This window comes from Neomoorella sulfitireducens (genome assembly GCF_024733845.1).
Lineage (GTDB): Bacteria > Bacillota > DSM-521 > Neomoorellales > Neomoorellaceae > Neomoorella > Neomoorella sulfitireducens.
The window spans coordinates 1-20,995 of the sequence record NZ_JANRHG010000005.1 but is presented as its reverse complement, the minus strand read 5'-3'; the positions used below and the strand labels follow the sequence as shown (position 1 = coordinate 20,995).

Here is a 20,995-nt window from a genome sequence, read left to right as displayed (position 1 = left end):
TATCATGGCCGGGCTCAACTTTATTATGATAAACATGCCTATTATCATTAAAAATCCCGGTCGTAAAGACCTGCGCACCATTATCCAGGATGTAGGACAAGACGGCTTTGCCGTCCTTGCGCCGGCAAGCAGCGAACTGGTCCTGGCGCCGGGAGATGCTGTTGAGGTTACCTGCAACCGGCTGGATGCCCGCTATGAGTTCACTACCACTGTCCGGCGATACCTGCCGGGGGATCCCCCCCTTTATTACCTGGCCTACCCGGACGATTACCGGCGCCTCCAGGTGCGTTCCCATGTACGGGTCAGGGCGGCCCTGGAATTTCGCTATGCCGTCTGTCCAGCGACCGACGGGCCCGCCCGGCCAACCAGGCTCCATAAAAAGGGGGTAACGGTGGATATAAGCGGCGGCGGGGCACAGCTGGTTCTCCGGGAACCGGTTGCTGTGGGCGACCTTATTTACATGGAGTTCCACCTGCCCGGCCGCCGCCGTTTACCCATGCGCCTGGCCGGGCGCGTCAAGCGCGCGGCCCCGCGGGAGATAGACGGCGTGACACGTTATGAAGCCGGTGTGGCCTTTGAAGGCATCAGCGAGAGGCAGGAAGACGAGATTGTGGCCTTTGTTTTCCAGCGGTTGCTGGAAGAAAAAAGGCGCCGGGGGGAGAGGGAAAGTGGCAGTTAAGGACAGCTCCATGTGGGCCGCCTACCTTGCCGGCAAGGAAGAGGTCGGGCGCCGGGAACTGGTTCTCAAGTATCTCCCCCTGGTGAAATATCATGCAGGCCGCCTGGCAGTAAAACCGCCCCAGCACCTGGACCAGGAAGACCTGATCGGCTACGGCATAATCGGGCTGCTGGAGGCCATTGATCGTTATGACCCATCCCGGGGTGTTAACTTTGAAAGCTTTGCTTCCCAGCGTATCCGCGGGGCCATCCTCGATGCCCTGCGCCAGTCCCACTGGGCACCCCGCACCCTGGTGGAAAAACTGCGCCGGGTAAGCATGGTTTACCGCCGCCTGGAGCAGGAGCAGGGAAGGGAGATAAGCGATGCAGCGGTGGCGGCGGCGGCAGGGATAACGGTAGAGGAGCTCAGGGAGCTGCTGGAGCGGGGTTCCCAGATGGCCGTCCTTTCCCTGGAAGACTTCCTTTTTGAACGGGACGGGGAAGAGGGGGTTAGCCGGGCGGAATTGCTGGCCGACCCCCAGAGCCCGGATCCGGAGGGGTGTTATGAACAGGATGAACTTCGCCGCGCCCTGGTAGAGGGTATCAGGCATTTAAACGATAAAGATCGCCTGGTCCTCACCCTGTACTATTACGAGGGCCTGACCTTAAAGGAAATCGGAAAAATTCTAGGCGTCTCCGAATCCCGGGTTTGCCAGCTCCACGGCCGGGCAATCTTAAACCTGCGCCGTTATTTAGCCGATTTTATGTAGGTGGTATGAATGGCATATTTCTTCTTGATTACCGGTGCCGTACTCATTGCCCTCAGTGCCCTGCCCGCCCTGAAAATGCTGGTGGCCGGGGAAGGAAGCCAGGGGCTCCGGCCGGCAAAGGATAACGAACCTCAAGACCGGGAACGTCCCGGTCCTCCCGGGAACGGGGAACAGCTGGCCGGACGCCTGGAAGCCCTCCAGGAAGAGGTTGCCGCCCTTGCTGCCCGGGTGGAGGAGCTGGCCATCCCGGCAGCCAGCCCGGGGGCTTTCCGTTCTTACCTGGCGGCAGCCCTGGAGGGAGAAGACGCGGCCGGGGCAAACCCCGGCCTTCAAGGGAGGCCGGCCGGGACGCCGGTGGAAACAGCCGGGGCCGGAAAGCCATCGGTTACCGGGGCGGAGGAGCCGGATGTCCGGGAGCAAATTCGCCGGGCCTATGCCGCCGGCGAGAGCATCGACAGCCTGGCGCGGCGGTTTGGCCGGGGGAAGGGGGAAGTCGCATTAATCATCAACTTGAAGCGTTAAAGAGAAAGGGTGCCTTCCTGGCTCCCTTCGGCCTAGGCCTTGGGCTTGGCCTCTTCCTGGCTGGCATCATGCTCTTCATATTCCAGCATGAGCCGGCCAGGGAGGAGGTTATTGCCCGCGCCCGCGGGTACGGTATGGTTTTCCGGGAAGAAGTGGTCCCCATTGCACCTGCCCCCGGGGATGAAGCCTTGAAGGATCAGGGATTAAAAGAGCAGCCTGCCGGGGTGCAGCCGGCTGCCCCCGCTGATAAACGGGAAGAAATACTGGTCACCGTCCCGGCGGGGGCCGGCCTGGAGGAAATTGCCGCCCTCCTGGAAAAGGAAGGTGTAGCTGCCGCCGCCGTCTTTGAAGCCGAGGTGCGCCGCCTTGGCGTACAGCAGAAGCTCAAGGCCGGGTCCTATTATCTCCCCGCCGGGGATATAAAGGAGATTATCAGGCGGTTAACCGGTTAGTTTGCATCACCGTCATTAAATGCCTCTGTTAGCAGAAATATTTTCGGGAGGGAGGGAAAACAATTGTTAAGGGGGTTATATCTTTCCACTACCGGTATGGTAGTCCAGGAGCTGCGCCAGGAGGTCATAGCCAACAACCTGGCCAACGCCGCAACCAGCGGTTTTAAGGCCCAGACGGCGACCCTGCGTTCGTTTCCGGAGATGCTCCTCCAGCGCATGGAAAAAGGGCACAGCGCCCCGGTAGGTTATTTCAGTCCCGGGGTGATGGTTGACGATATTCATACCAGCTATACCCCCGGCTCCCTGGAGGAGACCGGCAGGACCACGGACCTTGCCCTGATAGACAATCCGGGAAGTACACCGGCATTCTTTGCCGTCCAGGCGGGGGGCAGCGAGGCCTATACCCGCGGCGGTTCCTTCCAGGTGGATGCGAACGGCTTTTTAGTCACCCAGGAAGGCTATCCCGTCCTGGGAGATTACGGCGCCGTCTACGCCGGCACTAGTAACTTTAAGGTAGACAGCTACGGGCAGGTAATTATCGATGGCCAGGTTGTCGACCGGCTCTGGATTGTAACTTTTAACGCCCAGGATTTACCTCTCCTGCAGCGCCGGGGCGATAACCTTTTTATAGCGCCCCAGGGGGTGCAGCCCTTGCCGGTTGCCGCTTCCCAGGTACGGCAGGGGTGGCTGGAAAAGGCCAATATCGATGTCACCCGGGAAATGGTGGATATCCTTGCCGTATTGAGGACCTATGAAGCCAACCAGAAGGCCATCCAGGCCGCCGACCAGATCCTGGGCAAGAGCGTCAATGAAGTCGGGAGTATACGGTAGAACCGTCAATGCCGGGGCAAAAAGATACCGGCCCGGGCAAAGCCGTATTCTTGAAGGAGGGATATGAAAAATGATCGGCGCGCTCTGGCGCGGTGCCAGCGGGATGCGGACCCAGCAGCTTGCGGTAGATAGCCTGGCCAATGATCTGGCCAATGTCAATACCACCGGCTACAAACGGGGCCGGGTAGAATTTGCCGACCTGGTCTACCGCCCGGTCCAGGAAATTGGCATGCCCGTCAACCAGCCCCTGGATGTGGCAGCAACCCCGGCCCCCGGGACGGGGGTAAAAGTGGCCGCCGCAACCAGGGACTTCACCCAGGGGTCCCTGGTGCATACCGGCGATCCCTTGAGCCTTGCCATCCAGGGAGAAGGTTTTTTTGCCGTCTATGGACCGGGCGGGGAACTGTTCTTGACCAGGGACGGCAATTTTCACCGCGATAGTGAAGGATACCTGGTCAACGCCGGCGGCTACTACCTTGATGTCCCCTTCGCATTGCCGGAAGGGGCGGAAAAGGTCACCATAACCGGCGACGGTACCGTAACGGCGACGGTAGAAGGGGAGACATGGGTCCTGGGAGAGATTTACCTCTATAACGTCCCCAACCCGGCCGGGCTCGAGGCTGCCGGTAACAACCTTTTCCGGGAAACTGACGCCAGTGGTTTGGCGGCCGCCGGCCGGCCCGGGACGGCCGGCCTGGGTACCATCCGCTCCGGTTACCTGGAGGCGGCTAACGTCGACCTGGCCGCATCGTTAACGGGGATGCTCCTGGCCCGGCGGGCCTACGAGCTGAATTCCCGTTCCGTCCGAATTGCGGATGAAATGTGGGACCTGGCCAACAACCTGAGGCGATGAAGGCACTTTAATCCCCGGGTTCCTGGATACCGGCCCTCTCCGGTGACCGGTGCCCGATCGCCGCAACCCTGTTAACCAGGGCCAGGCCGCGCCTGGCGCCTGGATGGCCGGGAATACACTCCAGGACAAAGGCGTATTCTTGCCGGGATGCTTCTAAAAGGCCCAGGAGCAGGTAAGTGGTCCCCAGGTTGATGCGCCCTTCTACAAAACCGGGTCTGAGCCGGCGCACCCGGGTCAAATGGTAGCGGGCGGCCCTTAAATTACGGTTATAGAGATAATATGTACCCAGGTTAAAATGGGCCAGGTAATTGCCGGGGTTCAAACGGAGACTTGTTTCCCACAAAACAAGAGCCCGGTTGACATCACCCTGTTGCCAGGCCCGGCATCCCAGGTTGAAACAGTCTACCCAGCTGTCCCGGCCCGTTTCAAAGGCGGCGCGGTAAAACAGGGCTGCCAGCTGGGGACGCCGGTGGGCCAGGGAAAAATTGCCCAGGAACAGGAAAAAGCCTGCCTGGCTCCCGGGGGGTTCTTTAGCATGTTCGGGGAGACAGCCGGGACAGTACCGCCATCCCGGGGGCAGGGCTTGCCCGCACCGGGAACAGTAAAGCATAGCAGGACCTCCCACCTTAAATTAAATATATATTGTATTATGCCCCTCCCGGTGCTAAAATATGTAACCAAGCTGAAAATAAAGAAAACGGAAGAGGAAAGTCCATGGAAGCCGTGATCAATCCCGAAGAGGTTAAAGTCGGTATAGCCGAGTGGCAGGTTGCCAGCAGCCCCCGCCGCCTGGTCACCCTGGGACTGGGTTCCTGTGTCGGCATAGCCCTCCATGACCCGACTACCCGGATAGGAGGGCTGGCCCACATCATGCTGCCCGACAGCAGCCAGTTCCAGGACCGGGTCAACCGGGCGAAATTTGCCGACCTGGCCATCCCGGACATGCTGGCCGAAATGCTCAGCCGTGGCGCCTGTCGCAGCAAGATCACGGCTAAAATTGCCGGCGGCGCCCAGATGTTTACTTCCGGCGACCGGCACCTTCCCCTGCTAAACATAGGCCAGCGCAATACGGCCATGGTACGGCAGGTGCTGGAGGAGCTGGGGGTCCCCATTACCGGCGCCGACACGGGAGGCAATTACGGCCGTACCATGATCTTTGACTTGATGAACGGCGACGTACATATACGCACTATCGGACGGCCGTTAAAGAAAATATAAAACGGAGGCACCTGATGGATTTTGCCGAATTCAAGCGCCAGGTTCACCGGCGCTTTGGCCTTTACCTCGATGGTTACAAAGAGCCCCAGCTCAAAAGGCGTATTGACAGCCTGATGTCCCAGCTCCAGGTACCGGATTATGCCGCTTACCTGCACCTGTTAAGCCAGGACGGCCGGCAGTGGCAACGCTTTATCGATAAAATTACCATTAACGTGTCGGAGTTTTTTCGCAACCCGGAGATTTTTGCCCGGCTGGAAAAAGAGGTCCTGCCGGATTTACTGGCCCGCCACAAAAACCTTAAGGTCTGGAGCGCTGCCTGCGCCGACGGCCCGGAGCCTTACTCGGTCGCCATTTTACTCGATGAACTGGCCCCCGCCGGGCGCCACCAGATTGATGCCACCGATATAGACAGCGGCGCCCTGGCCGCCGCCCGCCGGGGAGTATACCACGGCCGGGCGGTACAGGCCGTTACCCGGGAAAGGCTGGAGCGCTATTTCCAGCAGGAAGGCGATAACTTTTACCTTAAAGAAAAGATTAAAGGCATGGTCAACTTTTTCCATCATGACCTGCTGAAGGATCCCTTTGGCAGCGGCTACCACCTGATCCTGTGCCGCAATGTGGTCATTTATTTTACCACCGCTACCCAGGATGAGCTTTACCGCCGGTTTTACCAGGCCCTGGCACCGGGAGGCGTCCTGTTTATCGGGGCGACGGAGAGCCTTTTTCACTACCGGGAGCTTGGCTTTACCAAGCTCGCCCCGTGGTTTTACCGTCGCCCCGGGGCTTAACCCGCTAAATGATTACAGCCAGCTATAGGGGGAAGACAAATGGAACCCTGGGATAAACTCAATGCTATCCACCTGGATGCCCTGAAGGAAATAGGGAACATCGGTGCCGGCAATGCGGCCACGGCCCTGGCCAGCATGCTGGGGAGCCGCATCCAGATGGCCGTACCGCGGGCGGGGGTATTGCCTCTTAAGGAAATAACATGCCTGGTCGGTTACGAGGAGGACCCCGTCGCCTGCGTGGAATTTACCGTCCAGGGCCCGGCGCCCAGCAAGATTTTTTTCCTCCTCAACGAGCCTAGTGCCTATCTCTTGATCGATCTCCTGCTGGGCAAGCCGCAGGGTTCTACCGGCAGCCTGGATGAGATGGGTTGCTCCGTCCTCACCGAGCTGGGCAATATCCTGGCAGGCTCTTTTTTAAACGCCTTTGCCGAATTTTGCCGGCTGGAGTTTAAGCCCAGCGTACCCGCCTTTGCCTTTGACATGCTGGGGGCTGTGCTGAGCTCGGCCTTCCTGGAAGGGGGTTATTTTTCCGACCGCGCCCTGGTGATCGAAACCAGGTTTTACAGCGCGACTGCTACCATCTACGGCCATTTCTTCCTCATCCCTGAAAATGCGGCCCTGGAGAAGATCCTCCAGTCCCTGGGATTAAAGCTGGATTGAAGGGGATTTATTGGCGTAAAATCATCCATTTATTGAGGGGGACTGTTTATGGGTAAAAAAGTATTGATCGTAGATGATGCCGCCTTTATGCGCATGATGATTAAAGATATCCTGGTAAAAAACGGATATGAAATAGCCGGGGAAGCAGAAAACGGGCAAAAGGCAGTTGCTATGTACCAGGAACTCCGCCCCGACGTGGTGACCATGGATATCACCATGCCGGAAATGGACGGCATAGCCGCCGTGAAGGCCATTAAAAAAATTGATCCCAACGCCAGGATAATCATGTGCAGCGCCATGGGCCAGCAGTTAATGGTCATGGAAGCTATCCAGGCCGGCGCCCGGGACTTTATCGTCAAGCCCTTCCAGCAGGACCGCGTCCTCCAGGCCCTGGAAAAAGTCCTGGCTTAAAGCAGGTGATGCTCATGTCTGAGATTTTATCCCAGGCGGAGATCGATGCCCTCCTGCATGCCCTGACCAGCGGGGAGGTCCAGGCAGAAACCATCAAGGATGAGGCGATAGCTAAAGTAAAAAAGTACGACTTCCGCCGGCCCAACAAGTTTTCTAAAGAACAGCTCCGTACCCTCTACATGATTCACGAGAATTACGGCCGCCTGGTGGCCAATTTCCTGTCTGCCTACCTCCGGTCCAGCATCCAGGTAAAAATTGTTTCGGTAGAGCAGATGACCTATGAAGATTTTGTCCTCTCCCTGCCGACGCCGACTTTGATGAACGTTTTTAGCATGGAGCCTTTGAAGGGTTCGGCCATCCTGCAGGCCAACATGAATTTTGTTTTTCCCATCGTTGATCTCCTTTTTGGCGGCAGGGGAGAAATGCTGGCCTTCAGCAGGGAACTGACGGAAATAGAGCTCCACGTCCTGCGGCGCTTGAATAACCGTATCCTGGAGCAGTTAACCTACTCATGGTCGGATATTTATAGTTTTAAGCCGAAACTGGAAGCCATGGAAACGAATCCCCAGTTTACCCAGGTCATTTCCCCCAATGAGACGGTGGCCGTCATTACCCTGAGTACAATAGTCGGCCGGCAGGAAGGCCTCTTAAACCTGTGCCTGCCTTATATGCTCCTGGAACCGCTTATTTCCCGCCTGTCGGCCAGCCACTGGCTTGCAGCTTCCGCTGAAGGCGAAGCCAGCCCCGACCGCCGGGTAGCCATCGAAAAAATCCTGGCCGGGGTGCCGGTGGAACTGATTGCCTACTGTGGCCGTACCCGGCTGCCGGTGCGGGATTTTATCCAGCTCCAGGTAGGGGACGTCATTACCCTGGAGAAAGTAGTGGGCGAAGACCTGGAGCTTTATGTTGACGGGCACCTCAAGTTTAAAGTGCAGCCCGGGGTAGTAGGCCAGAAGATGGCCATCCAGGTAACGGAGGTGGTGTAAATGGGCGAGTTCCTGTCCCAGGAGGAAATCGACGCCCTTTTAAACGGTAACCTTGAGCCACCGGTTGAAGAAGCAGTTCTGACGGACATGGAAAAGGACGCCCTGGGCGAAATTGGCAATATTTCCATGGGCAGCGCGGCCACGGCCCTGTCCCAGATCCTCAACAAGCGCGTCCTGATTACGACGCCAGATACGCAAATAATGACACCGGCGGAACTTTTAACCTCCTTCCAGGTGCCCTATATCCTGGTGGAAGTCAACTTTACCGAAGGGCTGGAAGGGACCAACCTGCTGATCATTAAAGTCAGTGATGCCGCCGTTATTGCCGACTTGATGATGGGCGGCAGCGGGAAGGATGTCCAACCGGAGCTGGACGAAATTAAGAGCAGCGCCGTGGCGGAGGCCATGAACCAGATGATCGGCAGCGCGGCCACGTCTATGGCCACCATTTTTCAACGCAGCGTCAAAATCAGCCCGCCGCGGGTGACGGCCGTACGTTTTGGGAAAGAAAGCTACACTTTTCCCTGGCCTGAAGACAAGAGAATAGCGGTCGTTTATTTTAGGATGGAGATTGAGGACTTGATCGACAGCCAGATCATGCAGGTCATGCCGGTGGAAGTAGCTAAAGCCCAGGTGGATATGCTGATAAATCCCCGGGATTCGGAAACGGCAGGGCCGGCCGGGAGAGAAACCGCCACCGCACCGGGTATTACGACCGGCGATCAGGAGGCAGGACGGGATACCGGCGCCGTCTCCCCGGTTGCAGGTGAAGCGATTCCTGCAACCCGGGCGGTACCGGTTACCCAGGCTCCGGATGCCAACGGGGGCCGGGGGCAGGTATACGGGACGCCGACGCGGAATATAGACCTGATCCTGGACGTTCCCCTGGACGTGGAGGTAATCCTGGGAACGGCCATGAAGCGCATCCGGGATATCCTCAACCTGGCTCCAGGCGCCATAATCGAACTGGACCGCCTGGTGGAGGAGCCGGTGCAAATAGCCGTCAACGGTACTCCCATTGCCCGGGGAGAAGTAGTCGTCGTCAACGAAAATTTCGGCGTGCGGATTACCCATATTATGGATCCCTACGAGCGAGTCAACCATTTGCGCCAGTAGCGCCGACCGGCAGGAATTAGAAAGCCGGAAGCCTTTTGGCTATCCGGCCGGGGGGCAGCTACAACCCGTTTTGGGTCATCATTTGTTCAGCTTTTTCAATGGCTAGCCGGACCAGGTTGCCGCACTGCCGGGATGGTACGCTGCCCCATCCCTCCCTGACCACGGTATCGTAAACGCCCAACTCCCGGGCCAGTTCATATTTGAGAGCATCGGACATAATCCCGCGCCTTCTGGCCATGATCAAGCCTCCTTTTTGTGCTGCCCTCCTGTTAATTAGCTTCGGCAGATGTCTTCGTCCCCATACAAGACATTGCTGGGAAGGGAGCCAGGATCCAGGCCGGGTTGGCAAATTAAAGGCCGGGTTTAAACCCGGCCTGCAGTTTAATCGTTTAATCCTAGTGGAGGCGCACCCGGTCGGCGCCGTGATCTTTTAAGATACGGTTGGCCTGGTCGGCGCGCCGGTCGTCACAACGGACGGAAACAAGGATTTTCCCCCGGCGGATTTCATTTTCATATTCCCGGCCCTCGGCTTCCGGGATGCCCCAGTCGATCAGCCCGCCGGCAATACCGCCGGTGGCCGCCCCGGAAAGCATACCGGCGATGGGGCCGGCGGCAATGAGGGGCCCCAGACCGGGGATGAACAGCGCTCCCGCGCCGGCCGCCAGGCCGGCAAGGCCGCCCAGGACGCCGCCGGTGGTAATCCCGTTGCCGAGGCCCCCGACGTCGGTGTCCATGGTGAGGCCGCCGGCGCCTTCCCGGTCGCCCCCTTCACCGCCCTTATCGCGGGCCAGGATGGAAATTTCCTTATCAAAACCGGCCCGGCGCAGGTCTTCAACCGCTTCCCTGGCTACCTGTTCATTGCTGAAGACGGCAACTACTGTCTTGGCCATGTTTGTATATCCTCCTTGTGGAAAATCCAAATCCAATTTTATTATGGCCTTTTCACCGGGTCGTATACCGGAATAATTAAAAGAAAAAATTACTAAAAAATTATTATTGAGGAGCAGGTTGAGGGTGAAGTATGATGTTATCGTTTGCGGGGCCGGACCGGCAGGCAGCACCTGCGGCCGTCTCCTGGCCCGCCGGGGAGTGAAGGTCTTAATCCTCGACAAGGCCGGGTTTCCCCGCTACAAACCCTGCGGCGGCGGTTTGACGGGCAAAGCCCTGGGTGAGCTGGAACCGGGTTGGGAAAGGTTAAACGAAGACAGCACCCGGGAAGTGATCTTTTACCACCGGCAAAAAAAGCCCATCAGCATAACGTACCGGCAGCCGGTCATCCAGATGGTGAACAGGGACAAGCTGGATACCTGGTTGCTGGAGCAGGCGGCAGCCGCCGGGGCCACAGTCCGCGAGGGCTGCAGGGTGACGGCCGTGGCCGAAACGGCAACCGGGGTGACGGTCTCCGGTGAAGACGGCAGCATCTATCACGGCGAATTCCTGGTGGGGGCCGACGGGGCCAGGAGCCTGGTGCGCCGGAGCCTGCCTTTTAATACCGCCATGGCTGCCGGTGTGACCCTGGAATGCGAGATGCCCGTCAAGGAGGGAGTCCTGGCCCTTTTCCGGGGCCGGGTGCACTTGAGCTACGGCGGCATCCCGGCCGGGTACGGGTGGATATTTCCCAAGGGGGACCACCTGTCGGTGGGAATCGGTTCTTTTACCCGCCGGGTGAAGGGCCTCAAGGGCTATTTTTACGACTTCTGCCGGGGCCTGGGGCTGGAAGTGCCGGAGGGGATACGTTGCCGCGGCGCCGTTATACCCGCTGCCGGCGGTAGAGGTGGCATTTTCCATACAGGGAGGGCGGTGCTGGCCGGCGATGCCGCAGGCCTCGTCGATCCATTTTCCGGCGAAGGTATTTACTATGCTTTAAGGAGCGGCCGCCTGGCGGCGGAGGCCATTTTAGCCGTCATGTCCGGAAGGGAGGACCTGGAAAGTTACACCAGGAAAATTAACGACGAGATAACGCCGTCTTTTAGCTATGCCTGGCGTATTGCCCGGGTAGTCTATGCCCTGACGCCGGTGGTGCACCGGCTGGTGACGGCCAACCCGGAGGTGGCCCGGCGCCTGGTGGCCGTCCTCTTCGGCGGCGATACTTACGAGGACCTCTGGCGCTATCTTGTAGAACGTTACGCTATCTTCAGGTTGGCGCGGCAGTAATGTGCTTGGTACCCGGGTCATTAAACCCCCGGCAGTAGTCCCCCTGCACGCCAGCCGTAAATTGCAGGGAAGGTTATGCAGAAAGTGATCTGTATTTATGCAGGGCTTTTTTAGCTTAAAAAAAGGAATCCGGTCGATGAACAAGAATATATAAAAACGTACTTTTTTAACCGTTTAAGTTCCGGCAGGAACATGGGAGAGGGGGAATAAGATGGAAAGGGTGGAACTAGCCGGCGCTTTGCGAGCAAGCCAGGCGTTAAAAAACCTGGTAGAGGCCGCCAGCGGCGTCGTTTTGAGCGACTGTTACCAGTGCGGCAAATGCTCGGCCGGTTGCCCGGTAGCCTTCGCTATGGACTACACACCGCGCCAGGTGATTCGCCTGCTGCAGCTGGGCCTGGGAGAAGAAGCGTTGAAAAGCCATACCCCCTGGCTCTGCGCCAGCTGCCAGGCCTGTTATACCCGTTGCCCCCGGGAAGTCAACCTGCCGCGGCTGATGGAAGCCGTGCGCCAGGAAGCCCGCCGCCGGGGGCTGATTAACGAGAAAAAAGTAGATATTTTTGACCAGGCTTTCTTAAGGAGCCTGGAACGTTACGGCCGTGCCCACGAGATGGGGCTCATAATCCAGTACAACCTCCAGTCGGGACAGCCCTTTAAGGACGCCCTGCTGGCACCGCCCCTGCTGTTCAAGGGGAAGATCAGTCCTATACCAGCGAAGATCAAGAACATCGCCGAGGTGAAGAACATCTTCGCCCGGGCGCGGGCTAAAGGGGGTGGCCGGCATTGAAATACGCCTATTATCCCGGATGTTCCCTGGAGGCCACGGCCAAGGAATATAACCAGTCGGCTAAAATAGTGGCCAGGCACCTGGGAGTGGAGCTCTGGGAGATTCCCGATTGGAGCTGTTGCGGCGCCACCGCCGCCCACAACAACGATCACCTCCTGTCCCTGGCCCTGCCGGCGCGGAATCTCGCCCTGGCGGAAGCCGAGGGTCTGGACGTGGCCGTGCCCTGCGCCGCCTGTTTCAATCGCCTGCGGGCTGCCGAAGCAGCGGTACGGGAGTCGGAAAGCATGCAGGCGACCGTCAGTGAAATCATCGGCCGTGATTACCGGGCCACCAATAAGACCCGGGCCTTCCTGGACGTGATGGTCAACGAGGTCGGCCTGGAAAAGATCAAGGAACAGGTGGTCAAGCCTTTAGCGGGCTTGAAACTGGTGGCCTATTACGGCTGTCTCCTGGTGCGGCCGCCGCAGCTTACGGCCTTTGATGACCCGGAAGACCCCATGACCATTGACCGCCTAATTCAAGCCCTGGGCGGCGAAGCCGTAAGCTGGAGCTACAAGACCGAATGCTGCGGCGGGAGCCTCGCCACGGCCCGCGCCGACATCGGGGTGCGGATGATTTACCAGGTCCTGCGCCGTGCCCGCGATGCCGGGGCGGAAGGCATCGTCACGGCCTGTCCCCTGTGTTTCTTAAACCTGGACATGCGCCAGGGACAGGCGGCAGCGGCCCACGGGGACCGGCTCGGTTTCCCCATCTTCTATTTTACCGAGCTCATGGGTATAGCCCTGGGTTATGCGCCCAAAGACTTAGGGCTGACCACCCATTTTGTCAACCCGCTCCCGCTGCTTGAAGCCAGGGAAATCCTGCGGCATCCCGCCACAAGGAGGGAAACGGCATGAAGCGTGTCGGCGTCTTTGTCTGTCACTGCGGTACCAATATTGCTTCGGTAGTTGATGTCAAAAAGGTGGCCGAGGCCGCCAGGAACATGCCTGATGTGGTTTATGCCACCGATTACCAGTATATGTGTTCCGATCCGGGACAGGAGCTAATCCGCAGGGCCATCAAAGAACAACGCCTGGACCGGGTGGTTGTTGCCTCCTGCTCTCCCCGGCTGCACGAACCCACCTTCAGGAAGACCTGTGAAAGTGCCGGGGTAAACCCTTACCTCTTTGAAATGGCCAACATCCGCGAGCAGTGCGCCTGGGTCCATGCTAAAGATAAGGAGGGGGCTACCCTCAAGGCCATTGACCTGGTGCGGTCGGCAGTGGCCAAAGCCCGGCGCAATGTATCCCTTACTCCCGGGACCATTCCCATAACTAAAAGGGCGCTGGTTATCGGCGGTGGCATTGCCGGCATGCAGGCCGCCCTGGATATCGCCGACGCCGGCTATAAAGTAGTGCTTCTGGACCGCGAGCCGACCATTGGTGGCAATATGGTCAAGCTGGACAAGACCTTCCCGACCCTGGATTGTTCCGCTTGAATAAGCACGCCGAAAATGGTTGCTGCGGCGCAGCACCCTAACATTGAATTAGTGACCTATGCGGAAGTAGAGAATGTGGCGGGCTATGTGGGCAATTTTGAAGTGACCATCCGCAAGAAGGCCCGGTCGGTGGATCCGGTCAAGTGCACCGGCTGCGGCACCTGCTGGGAAAAGTGCCCCACCAAGGTGGAAAGCGAGTTCGATCTGGGTTTGGGCAAACGCAAGGCCATTTACCTGCCCTTCCCCCAGGCGGTACCGGCGGTACCGGTTATCGACCGCGAGCACTGCCGCCAGTTTACCAGGGGTAAGTGCGGCGTTTGCCAGAAGGTCTGCCCGGCCAAAGCCATCGACTACGAGCAGCAGGATGAAGTAGTCACCGAAAAATTCGGGGCCATCGTCGTGGCCACAGGTTATGATCTCTTTAAATGGGAAGAGGTTTACGGCGAGTACGGTTACGGCAAATACCCTGATGTCATAACCGGTATGCATTTCGAACGCCTGAACAATGCCTCCGGGCCTACGGGCGGCAGGATCGTCCGTCCTTCGGACGGTAAAGAACCGAAGACGGTGGTGTTCATTAAATGCGTGGGTTCCCGGGATGAAGCCAAGGGGAAAAGTTACTGCTCCCGGGCCTGCTGCATGTACACGGCCAAGCACGCCCATCAGGTGCTGGAGAAGATTCCGGACGCCCGGGCCATCGTCTTCTATATGGATATCCGCACCCCCGGCAAGGCCTATGAAGAGTTCCTCCAGCGTACCGTCCACGAAGGGGCCGTCTACGTCCGGGGCCGGGTGAGCCGCGTCTTCCAGGAGGGGGACAAGCTCATCGTCCGCGGCGAGGATACCCTCCTTGGCCGCCAGGTGGAAGTGGCGGCCGACATGGTGGTCCTGGCCACGGCCATGGTACCCAGCGCCGGATGGGACGATGTCGCCAAGATGCTGGGGTTGCAAACGGATAAAGACGGCTTCTTCCAGGAAGCCCACCCGAAGCTCAGGCCGGTGGAAACCTTTACGGCCGGCGTCTTCCTGGCCGGCGCCTGCCAGGGACCCAAGGACATTCCCGATACGGTGTCCCAGGCCAGCGCCGCGGCCGTCAAAGTGTGCCAGCTCTTCACCAAAGACGAAATGGCCACCGACCCCATGATCGCAGCGGTAGATGAAAGCATCTGCGCCGGTTGCGCCATGTGCGAAAAGATTTGCCCGTACAAAGCCATTTCCATGAAGACCATAACCGAACGGGTAGCCGGCAGGCAGGTGAACCGCCAGGTGGCAACGGTAAACGGCGGCCTCTGCCAGGGCTGCGGCGCCTGCTCGGTTGCCTGCCCGTCGAGCGCCATGAATCTCCGTGGCTTTACCAATGAACAAATCCTGGCGGAGGTGGATGCAGTATGCCTGTAGCAGCCGGAGAAAACAGCTGGGAGCCCAAAATCGTCGCCTTCTGCTGCCACTGGTGCGCCTACGCCGGCGCCGATCTCGCCGGCCTGAACCGGTTGCAGTACCCGGCCAATACCCGTGTTATACGGGTCCCCTGTTCCGGCCGGGTCAATCCCCAGTTTGTCCTGCGGGCCTTCCAGCGCGGTGCCGACGGCGTCCTGGTGGCCGGGTGACACCCCGGCGACTGCCACTATGTTAGTGGCAATTACTTCACCCGCCGCCGTTTCCTCCTCATGCAGCGGGTTTTACAGTTCATGGGCCTGGAGCCGGAGCGTTTCCAGGCACGCTGGGTGTCGGGTTCTGAGGGCCCGCGCTTTGCCGAGATCATCACCCAGCTGACGGAGGACATCCGGGCCCTGGGGCCCAACAGAAAGCTGAGGGATGACGCATGAGCAGCCTCCAGGAACAAATGCGTGCCCGGGCCCGGGAGTTGTTGACGCAAGGCGCCGTGCAAATGGTTATCGGCTGGGAGAAGGGCACCTTCTGGTACCTGTCGCCCCCGGCCTTTATCACCGAACCGGGGGAATGCGATCGCCTGGTGTGGGACGAGTTCTGCACCAACAACCTGGCCAAGTACCTCCTGGACTACAAGCACACGGGAGATAAAATCGCCCTCTTCGTCAAGGGCTGCGACGCCCGGGGCATTGTGCGCCTTCTCCAGGACAACCAGATCGCCCGGGAAAGGGTCTACCTGATCGGCATTAAATGTCCCGGTGTGAAGGACGGCCGCCAGGCGGCTGCCCTGGGGGAAGAAAGGCGTGGGGAAGTGTCCCCGGCCGAAAAGTGCCGTTTCTGTACCCATCCCGAACCGGTGATCTATGACGAGCTCCTGCAGGAGGACGGCGGGGAGGCCATCCGGGAGGCGGCGGCTGCGGCGGAAGGCCGTTTCGCCGAAGTTGAAAGGGTGGAAGCCATGTCCCCCGACGAGCGCTACGCCTTCTGGACGGCGGCCTACGACCGCTGCCTGCGCTGCTACGCCTGCCGTAACATCTGCCCGGCCTGCAACTGCCGGGAGTGTATCTTCGACCGTTCTCAATCGGGCTGGTGCGGCAAGCAGATGAACAGGAGCGAAAATATGTTCTTTGCCATTACCCGGGCCATGCACGTGGCCGGCCGCTGCATCGAGTGCGGCGAGTGCGAGCGGGTCTGCCCGGAAGGGATACCCATCATGACCCTCAATAAGAAGATCATAAAAGACTTAAACGAGCTCTTCGGTGAATACGAGGCCGGGGTAGACCTGGAAGCGCGGCTGCCCCTGGGCCAGTATAAACTCGATGATCCGGAAGAATTCCACTAGGAGGGAGGTGGGGACATGTTAAAGATTGCCAAGGATAAATTACCGCAACTACTGCAGGCCTGGGCTGCAGGGGCCAGGGTTTTTGTACCGCAGGAAAAAGACGGGACAAGGGTTTTCCTCCCCTGGGACGGGCAGGGGAAACTCACCCTAGATGAGGGCAATACCCTGGAGCCGCCCAAGGACCTCTTCTTCCCCCGGACGGAAACCATGTACCGCTACCAGGTGCAGGGCCAGGAAGCCGGCGTAACGGAGGTTCCCCCCTTCGATGCGAAGATGGTGCTGGTGGGGGTCCGTTCCTGCGACGCCCGCAGTTTTGCAATTATGGACGACGTCTTCCTGACGAAGGGCTATGTCGATGAATTCTACCGCCGGCGGCGGGAAAACACCCGTGTGGTGGCCCTGGCCTGCACGGAAGCCGCCCCCACCTGCTTCTGCACCACCTTTGGCATAGACCCCGGGCGGGCCGAAGGGGTAGACGTCCAGATGTGGCCGCTGGCCGACGGCTACCTCCTGGAAGTCGTAACGGAGGCCGGGCAGGAACTCCTGGAACAGGGCACAGGCCTTTTGACGGATGCCGGTAAAGAAGAGATACCGGCGGCCGCAAAGCCGGGCCTGGTCGTGGATATAGACGGGGTAACGGCGAAACTGCAGCGCATGTTCGAGCACCCCTACTGGACGGCGGTCAGCCGCAAGTGCCTGGGCTGCGGTGCCTGCACTTACCTCTGTCCCACCTGCCACTGCTTTGACATCCAGGGCGAAAACCGGGGCAACAGCGGTTACAAGTTCCGCTGCTGGGATTCCTGTATGTTCTCCGAGTATACCCGCATGGCCGGCGGCCATAACCCGCGGCCGTCGAAAAAGGAGCGCCTGCGCAACCGTTTCCTGCACAAGCTCCAGTATTTCCCGGAGCGGTACGGCAAATTCGCCTGCGTGGGCTGCGGCCGCTGCCTGGATCGCTGCCCGGTAAATGTCGACATCACCCGGGTAATCCGCGAGGTCAAGGAGGTGACCCTGTAATGGCCGAAGCAGCACGGGTCAACCCCCTGGTGCCCATGACGGGGCACATCATTAAAATTGTGGAAGAAACCCCCGATGTCAAGACCTTCCACGTGACGACGGAGAAGGGCAAGCCCTTTACTCCCATGCCGGGGCAGCTGGCCATGCTCTCGCTGCTCGACGTGGGGGAGGCCATGTTTTCCATCACTTCCCAGGGGCCTGAGCACCTGGAGCTGGCCATTAAAAGGGTGGGCATGCTGACCGACGCCCTCCACGAGGCCGAAGAAGGGCAGGCGGTGGGTATCCGCGGCCCCTACGGCAACGGCTTCCCCGTGGAAGAGCTTAAAGGCAAGGACATCCTCTTTATCGGCGGCGGCATCGGCCTGGCGCCGGTGCGTTCCCTGATAAATTACTGCATCGAGCACCGCCAGGATTACGGCAACCTGTGGATCATCTACGGCGCCCGCTCGCCGGCGGACCTCTGTTTCAAGGGCGACCTCTTTAACAACTGGCCCCGGGTGGAAAACTGCCGGGTGGACGTGACGGTGGATAAAGGTGACGCGTCCTGGCAGGGCCATGAGGGTTTTGTGCCGGCCTTCGTGGAGGAGCTGCAGCCGGACCCGGCCGGTAAGGTGGCCGTTACCTGCGGCCCGCCAATTATGATCAAGTTCGTCCTGCAGTCCCTGGAGAAGCTGGGGTACAAGGACGACCAGATCATCACCACCCTGGAAATGCGCATGAAGTGCGGCATCGGCAAGTGCGGCCGCTGCAATCTGGGTAGCTGCTACGTCTGCCTGGACGGCCCCGTTTTCACCCTGGCGCAGCTCAAGCAGCTGCCGAATGAGTATTAAGGTAATACTCAATAGATGTTTTGGCGCTGGCTTTGTTTTCGTTCGCTCCATGGCCTTCGCCGAGCGGCCTAAGGCTCAGCCTCAGGCTCGGACGGGGTTCCCGGCCTATTCGGCATCCTTGCCTTTAGAATCCGGCCGAAGGCCTCGCTGTCCTCGGCCCCGCCCTCGCTCTTCGGCTTCGCCAAGGCCGCTTTCCCGCTCAGGCCAAGTCGCTCACTCCCAACAAAGCCAGGCCGATGAGTAAAACGATATCATTTATCCAAAAGAAGCCATTTTCGAAGGAGCCATTCATGGGGTAGTGCCGCCACCAGCGAACCATGAAAATGAGGGGTAATGTGCAGGGGGAGGCAGGTTCCCGGAGGGCGCATTTGCGCTTAGTTCAAAGAACGAGGCCGGCTGAGGAGAAGCGCGGCCGCCAGGTTTCAAGCCCGAAGGGCGAGTTAAGGCCGCGCCCGAAGCCGGCCGAGTTCGTACAAGTATAAGGCGCAACCAGCGCCTGAAGGGAACCTGCCTCCCCCCAAAGGCAATCTATTGTAAAAACTATTTTTGGTAGAAGTCTATTTTTGGTAGAAGTCTATTTTCGGAGGAGTTTATCATGCCAGCTGACTACCATATTCACGGGCTGGCCCATGTGGGGCCGCCCCACACCGTCGAACGCCTCTTGCCCTACGTAGAAGCGGCCAAAACTGCCGGCCTTACGGAAATAGGCTTTGCCGACCATGACCGCTACCTGGAAGGACTGGACTTCAGCGTCTTTCCCGAGCTAGAACGGGTAACGGGAATGCCCGTGCGGGCCGGGCTGGAGATAGACTTTCGCCCCGGTAAAGAACACCGCCGGGAGCTGGCCGGCCGCCCCTGGGACTATCTCATCGGCTCGGTCCATGCCATCGGTGACTGGGATTTCGACCGTCCGGGCCAGGAAGGGGGCTTTAACGCCTGGGATATTGACGAGCTCTATACTACTTATTTCAGCCTGGTGGCCCAGGCCGCCTCTACCGGTCTTTTCCAGATCATCGGCCACCTGGACCTGATAAAAATTTACGGCCACCGCCCCCGGAAACCGGTACTGGAGCTGGCCGAACCGGCCCTCCAGGCCGTCGCCCGGTGCGGCGCTGCTATGGAAGTCAATACGGCCGGCCTGTTCAAGCCGGTGGGGGAGATTTACCCGGCCCGGGAACTCCTGGAGCGGGCCTTCAGCCTCAATATCCCCGTCACCATTGGCTCTGACGCCCACGCTCCCGGTGAAGTGGCCCGGGAAAGGGAGCGGGTGCGGGAACTCCTGCGCCGGATCGGCTACACCAGCCTGGCTACTTTTTATCGCGGCGTTATGTCTGGTGAGCCTCTGGATTAGAGAATAACGACAGGGTTGATTTTAGCTAATAGTGCCGTTTTACAGCTTATTTGGGAAATAGGACTTGACAGGGGAAAACTCTAAATTTAAGATAAAAACGAAAAAAATAGCGGCAAAAGGGGAGTAGCCCCGGTTATTCCGGTATCAGGTTCGTCAGCACGGCTGCCAAGCCCGGGCCTGGTAGGTAAAGCGCGAGACCTTCACCGCCTTTAAGGCGATGGGGGTTTTTAATTATCCTCATTGCAGCCGCACGATCAGGGGATATTATAAAGAAGGGGAGAAACTATGCTGGATGTAGTCTTGCTAGTAATCAGCCTGGGAGTTATCCTTGCAGGAGCGGAAGGTTTTACCAACGGTATTGAATGGCTGGGTAAAAAGCTAAAATTAACAGAAGGCGCGGTAGGGAGCATCCTGGCAGCTGTAGGAACGGCCCTGCCGGAAACAATGATCCCGATTGTGGCCATTCTTTTCGGCGGCGGCGGCCATGCCGGGGAAGAAATAGGTATAGGGGCCATTTTGGGGGCACCTTTTATGCTCAGCACCCTGGCCTTTTTTATTACAGGTATTGCTGTGATTGCTTATCGTAACCGCCGGCCCAATTTTCCCAGGATGAACCTGGATACCAGGACTATGGGCCGTGATTTAAGTTTCTTTCTCCTCGTTTACACCGTGGCCGTATTGGCCTCTTTCCTGGGAGCCCACATCTGGAAGCAAATAATCGCCATCGGGTTAGTAATCGCCTATGTTACTTATGCCTACCTGACGGTGACTAACGGCCATACTATGGATGAAGGGGAAGAATTGAACCCCCTTTACCTGGCCAGGAAGGTAGCCGAGCCGTCGACGGCAGTAGTTTTAGCCCAGGTCCTTCTGGCCCTGGGGGTGATTGTCGGCGGGGCCCGGCTCTTTGTCAACGGGGTGGAAGACCTGGCGCGGATTATGGGTATACCGCCCTTTGTCCTGGCCCTCATTATAGCCCCCATAGCCACGGAACTGCCGGAAAAATTTAATAGCATTATCTGGGTGGGCCGTGGCAAGGATACCCTGGCCCTGGGCAATATTACCGGCGCCATGGTCTTCCAGAGCTCGGTGATACCGGCAGTGGGCATCACCATGACCAGCTGGGAATTAACCCAGGGAGCGCTGATTAGCGCCATCCTGGCTATTGTCTCGGCCGGCCTTGTCTTCCTCCAGATCAAATCCAAGAAATACCTGACACCCTACACCCTGGTAGGGGGCGGCGCTTTCTACAGTATTTTTGTCTTACTGGTTATTGGCGGCTATATTCGCTAGAAAAAGTCCTTTATAATAAAATCTCTTTTTGCTGAGAAAACCCGGTGCGCAGGCACCGGGTTTTTTAGTATACTGGAGCAAGAGGGATGGTGAC

25 protein-coding genes are annotated in these 20,995 nt (G+C 58.8%); 22 read left to right on the top strand and 3 right to left on the bottom strand.

Features of this window, described 5'->3' with window-relative positions:
* Window positions 1-4: 4 nt before the first annotated feature.
* From NWF31_RS06530 to flgG, 6 genes are all read left to right on the top strand, one after another.
* Window positions 5-679 carry a flagellar brake protein gene (locus NWF31_RS06530; protein WP_258359706.1) on the top strand — a complete coding sequence of 225 codons (675 nt, stop codon included), beginning with the start codon at window positions 5-7 and terminating at the stop codon, window positions 677-679.
* Window positions 669-1,427, top strand: coding sequence for a FliA/WhiG family RNA polymerase sigma factor (locus tag NWF31_RS06525; protein WP_258359705.1), 759 nt, complete (start codon window positions 669-671; stop codon window positions 1,425-1,427). Before NWF31_RS06530 ends, NWF31_RS06525 begins: the two co-directional genes overlap by 11 nt.
* A 9-nt stretch (window positions 1,428-1,436) precedes the next feature.
* On the top strand, window positions 1,437-1,949 hold the full coding sequence (locus NWF31_RS06520; protein WP_258359704.1) for a helix-turn-helix domain-containing protein: 513 nt from the start codon (window positions 1,437-1,439) through the stop codon (window positions 1,947-1,949).
* 68 nt (window positions 1,950-2,017) lie between these two features.
* Window positions 2,018-2,401, top strand: coding sequence for an MltG/YceG/YrrL family protein (locus NWF31_RS06515; protein WP_258359703.1), 384 nt, complete (start codon window positions 2,018-2,020; stop codon window positions 2,399-2,401).
* Window positions 2,402-2,464: 63 nt separating this feature from the next.
* Entirely contained in the window at window positions 2,465-3,232 is a 768-nt protein-coding gene (locus NWF31_RS06510; protein ID WP_258359702.1) for a flagellar hook-basal body protein, read from the top strand.
* A gap of 70 nt (window positions 3,233-3,302) precedes the next feature.
* Complete coding sequence (flgG, locus tag NWF31_RS06505) at window positions 3,303-4,085, top strand: flagellar basal-body rod protein FlgG (protein WP_258359701.1); 783 nt, start codon at window positions 3,303-3,305, stop codon at window positions 4,083-4,085.
* Window positions 4,086-4,092: 7 nt separating this feature from the next.
* On the opposite strand, the gene NWF31_RS06500 is transcribed toward flgG, so the two are convergent.
* Complete coding sequence (locus tag NWF31_RS06500; protein WP_258359700.1) at window positions 4,093-4,695, bottom strand: tetratricopeptide repeat protein; 603 nt, start codon at window positions 4,693-4,695, stop codon at window positions 4,093-4,095.
* A 104-nt stretch (window positions 4,696-4,799) separates the two neighbouring features.
* Between NWF31_RS06500 and NWF31_RS06495 the strand changes: the two genes are divergently transcribed.
* Genes NWF31_RS06495 through fliY form a run of 6 tightly spaced genes read left to right on the top strand, consistent with a single transcriptional unit; the run spans window position 4,800 to window position 9,264 of the window.
* On the top strand, window positions 4,800-5,303 hold the full coding sequence (locus NWF31_RS06495; protein ID WP_258359699.1) for a chemotaxis protein CheD: 504 nt from the start codon (window positions 4,800-4,802) through the stop codon (window positions 5,301-5,303).
* Window positions 5,304-5,317: 14 nt separating this feature from the next.
* On the top strand, window positions 5,318-6,091 hold the full coding sequence (locus tag NWF31_RS06490; RefSeq protein WP_258359698.1) for a CheR family methyltransferase: 774 nt from the start codon (window positions 5,318-5,320) through the stop codon (window positions 6,089-6,091).
* 39 nt (window positions 6,092-6,130) lie between these two features.
* A complete protein-coding gene (locus tag NWF31_RS06485; protein ID WP_258359697.1) occupies window positions 6,131-6,751 on the top strand; it encodes a chemotaxis protein CheC in 621 nt (206 codons plus the stop codon).
* Between the two features lie 48 nt (window positions 6,752-6,799).
* The gene (locus NWF31_RS06480; RefSeq protein WP_258359696.1) at window positions 6,800-7,162 is read left to right on the top strand and encodes a response regulator; all 363 of its coding nucleotides are present in this window, start codon (window positions 6,800-6,802) and stop codon (window positions 7,160-7,162) included.
* Window positions 7,163-7,176: 14 nt separating this feature from the next.
* Complete coding sequence (fliM, locus tag NWF31_RS06475; protein WP_258359695.1) at window positions 7,177-8,148, top strand: flagellar motor switch protein FliM; 972 nt, start codon at window positions 7,177-7,179, stop codon at window positions 8,146-8,148.
* Window positions 8,149-9,264, top strand: coding sequence for a flagellar motor switch phosphatase FliY (gene fliY / locus NWF31_RS06470; protein ID WP_258359694.1), 1,116 nt, complete (start codon window positions 8,149-8,151; stop codon window positions 9,262-9,264). It begins immediately after the preceding gene.
* A gap of 58 nt (window positions 9,265-9,322) precedes the next feature.
* On the opposite strand, the gene NWF31_RS06465 is transcribed toward fliY, so the two are convergent.
* Window positions 9,323-9,502, bottom strand: a complete 180-nt coding sequence (locus NWF31_RS06465) for an alpha/beta-type small acid-soluble spore protein (protein WP_258359693.1) — start codon at window positions 9,500-9,502, stop codon at window positions 9,323-9,325.
* A 157-nt stretch (window positions 9,503-9,659) separates the two neighbouring features.
* Window positions 9,660-10,154, bottom strand: coding sequence for a general stress protein (locus tag NWF31_RS06460; RefSeq protein WP_258359692.1), 495 nt, complete (start codon window positions 10,152-10,154; stop codon window positions 9,660-9,662).
* Between the two features lie 124 nt (window positions 10,155-10,278).
* On the opposite strand from NWF31_RS06460, the gene NWF31_RS06455 reads away from it, so the two are divergent.
* The 10 genes from NWF31_RS06455 (at window position 10,279) to NWF31_RS06410 (ending at window position 20,901) form a co-directional block, all read left to right on the top strand.
* On the top strand, window positions 10,279-11,418 hold the full coding sequence (locus NWF31_RS06455; protein WP_258359691.1) for a geranylgeranyl reductase family protein: 1,140 nt from the start codon (window positions 10,279-10,281) through the stop codon (window positions 11,416-11,418).
* Window positions 11,419-11,629: 211 nt separating this feature from the next.
* Window positions 11,630-12,202, top strand: a complete 573-nt coding sequence (locus tag NWF31_RS06450; RefSeq protein ID WP_258359690.1) for a 4Fe-4S dicluster domain-containing protein — start codon at window positions 11,630-11,632, stop codon at window positions 12,200-12,202.
* Window positions 12,199-13,098: a CoB--CoM heterodisulfide reductase iron-sulfur subunit B family protein gene (locus tag NWF31_RS06445; protein ID WP_258359689.1), complete on the top strand. Its 900-nt coding sequence runs from the start codon at window positions 12,199-12,201 to the stop codon at window positions 13,096-13,098. The genes NWF31_RS06450 and NWF31_RS06445 overlap by 4 nt, the downstream gene beginning before the upstream one ends.
* A complete protein-coding gene (locus NWF31_RS06440) occupies window positions 13,095-15,077 on the top strand; it encodes a CoB--CoM heterodisulfide reductase iron-sulfur subunit A family protein (protein WP_258359688.1) in 1,983 nt (660 codons plus the stop codon). The genes NWF31_RS06445 and NWF31_RS06440 overlap by 4 nt, the downstream gene beginning before the upstream one ends.
* Window positions 15,068-15,505, top strand: a complete 438-nt coding sequence (locus NWF31_RS06435) for a hydrogenase iron-sulfur subunit (protein WP_258359687.1) — start codon at window positions 15,068-15,070, stop codon at window positions 15,503-15,505. The genes NWF31_RS06440 and NWF31_RS06435 overlap by 10 nt, the downstream gene beginning before the upstream one ends.
* Entirely contained in the window at window positions 15,502-16,410 is a 909-nt protein-coding gene (locus NWF31_RS06430; RefSeq protein ID WP_258359686.1) for a ferredoxin family protein, read from the top strand. Before NWF31_RS06435 ends, NWF31_RS06430 begins: the two co-directional genes overlap by 4 nt.
* A gap of 15 nt (window positions 16,411-16,425) precedes the next feature.
* Complete coding sequence (locus NWF31_RS06425; RefSeq protein ID WP_258359685.1) at window positions 16,426-17,427, top strand: 4Fe-4S dicluster domain-containing protein; 1,002 nt, start codon at window positions 16,426-16,428, stop codon at window positions 17,425-17,427.
* Window positions 17,427-18,257 carry an FAD/NAD(P)-binding protein gene (locus NWF31_RS06420; RefSeq protein WP_258359684.1) on the top strand — a complete coding sequence of 277 codons (831 nt, stop codon included), beginning with the start codon at window positions 17,427-17,429 and terminating at the stop codon, window positions 18,255-18,257. Before NWF31_RS06425 ends, NWF31_RS06420 begins: the two co-directional genes overlap by 1 nt.
* Window positions 18,258-18,852: 595 nt before the next feature.
* Window positions 18,853-19,608 carry a histidinol-phosphatase HisJ family protein gene (locus tag NWF31_RS06415; RefSeq protein ID WP_258359683.1) on the top strand — a complete coding sequence of 252 codons (756 nt, stop codon included), beginning with the start codon at window positions 18,853-18,855 and terminating at the stop codon, window positions 19,606-19,608.
* A 285-nt stretch (window positions 19,609-19,893) separates the two neighbouring features.
* Window positions 19,894-20,901 (top strand): sodium:calcium antiporter, encoded by a 1,008-nt coding sequence (locus tag NWF31_RS06410; RefSeq protein WP_258359682.1) that lies wholly within the window; start codon window positions 19,894-19,896, stop codon window positions 20,899-20,901.
* The last annotated feature ends 94 nt before the right edge of the window (window positions 20,902-20,995 follow it).

What these genes read in the sequence shown, in the direction of transcription:
- NWF31_RS06530 (WP_258359706.1), top strand. Translation starts at nt 5, where the DNA reads ATGGCCGGGCTCAACTTTATTATGATAAACATGCCTATTATCATTAAA.
- NWF31_RS06520 (WP_258359704.1), top strand. Translation starts at nt 1,437, where the DNA reads ATGGCATATTTCTTCTTGATTACCGGTGCCGTACTCATTGCCCTCAGT.
- NWF31_RS06515 (WP_258359703.1), top strand. Translation starts at nt 2,018, where the DNA reads ATGCTCTTCATATTCCAGCATGAGCCGGCCAGGGAGGAGGTTATTGCC.
- flgG (WP_258359701.1), top strand. Translation starts at nt 3,303, where the DNA reads ATGATCGGCGCGCTCTGGCGCGGTGCCAGCGGGATGCGGACCCAGCAG.
- NWF31_RS06500 (WP_258359700.1), bottom strand. Translation starts at nt 4,695, where the DNA reads ATGCTTTACTGTTCCCGGTGCGGGCAAGCCCTGCCCCCGGGATGGCGG.
- NWF31_RS06495 (WP_258359699.1), top strand. Translation starts at nt 4,800, where the DNA reads ATGGAAGCCGTGATCAATCCCGAAGAGGTTAAAGTCGGTATAGCCGAG.
- NWF31_RS06490 (WP_258359698.1), top strand. Translation starts at nt 5,318, where the DNA reads ATGGATTTTGCCGAATTCAAGCGCCAGGTTCACCGGCGCTTTGGCCTT.
- NWF31_RS06485 (WP_258359697.1), top strand. Translation starts at nt 6,131, where the DNA reads ATGGAACCCTGGGATAAACTCAATGCTATCCACCTGGATGCCCTGAAG.
- NWF31_RS06480 (WP_258359696.1), top strand. Translation starts at nt 6,800, where the DNA reads ATGGGTAAAAAAGTATTGATCGTAGATGATGCCGCCTTTATGCGCATG.
- fliM (WP_258359695.1), top strand. Translation starts at nt 7,177, where the DNA reads ATGTCTGAGATTTTATCCCAGGCGGAGATCGATGCCCTCCTGCATGCC.
- fliY (WP_258359694.1), top strand. Translation starts at nt 8,149, where the DNA reads ATGGGCGAGTTCCTGTCCCAGGAGGAAATCGACGCCCTTTTAAACGGT.
- NWF31_RS06465 (WP_258359693.1), bottom strand. Translation starts at nt 9,502, where the DNA reads ATGGCCAGAAGGCGCGGGATTATGTCCGATGCTCTCAAATATGAACTG.
- NWF31_RS06460 (WP_258359692.1), bottom strand. Translation starts at nt 10,154, where the DNA reads ATGGCCAAGACAGTAGTTGCCGTCTTCAGCAATGAACAGGTAGCCAGG.
- NWF31_RS06450 (WP_258359690.1), top strand. Translation starts at nt 11,630, where the DNA reads ATGGAAAGGGTGGAACTAGCCGGCGCTTTGCGAGCAAGCCAGGCGTTA.
- NWF31_RS06430 (WP_258359686.1), top strand. Translation starts at nt 15,502, where the DNA reads ATGAGCAGCCTCCAGGAACAAATGCGTGCCCGGGCCCGGGAGTTGTTG.
- NWF31_RS06425 (WP_258359685.1), top strand. Translation starts at nt 16,426, where the DNA reads ATGTTAAAGATTGCCAAGGATAAATTACCGCAACTACTGCAGGCCTGG.
- NWF31_RS06420 (WP_258359684.1), top strand. Translation starts at nt 17,427, where the DNA reads ATGGCCGAAGCAGCACGGGTCAACCCCCTGGTGCCCATGACGGGGCAC.
- NWF31_RS06415 (WP_258359683.1), top strand. Translation starts at nt 18,853, where the DNA reads ATGCCAGCTGACTACCATATTCACGGGCTGGCCCATGTGGGGCCGCCC.
- NWF31_RS06410 (WP_258359682.1), top strand. Translation starts at nt 19,894, where the DNA reads ATGCTGGATGTAGTCTTGCTAGTAATCAGCCTGGGAGTTATCCTTGCA.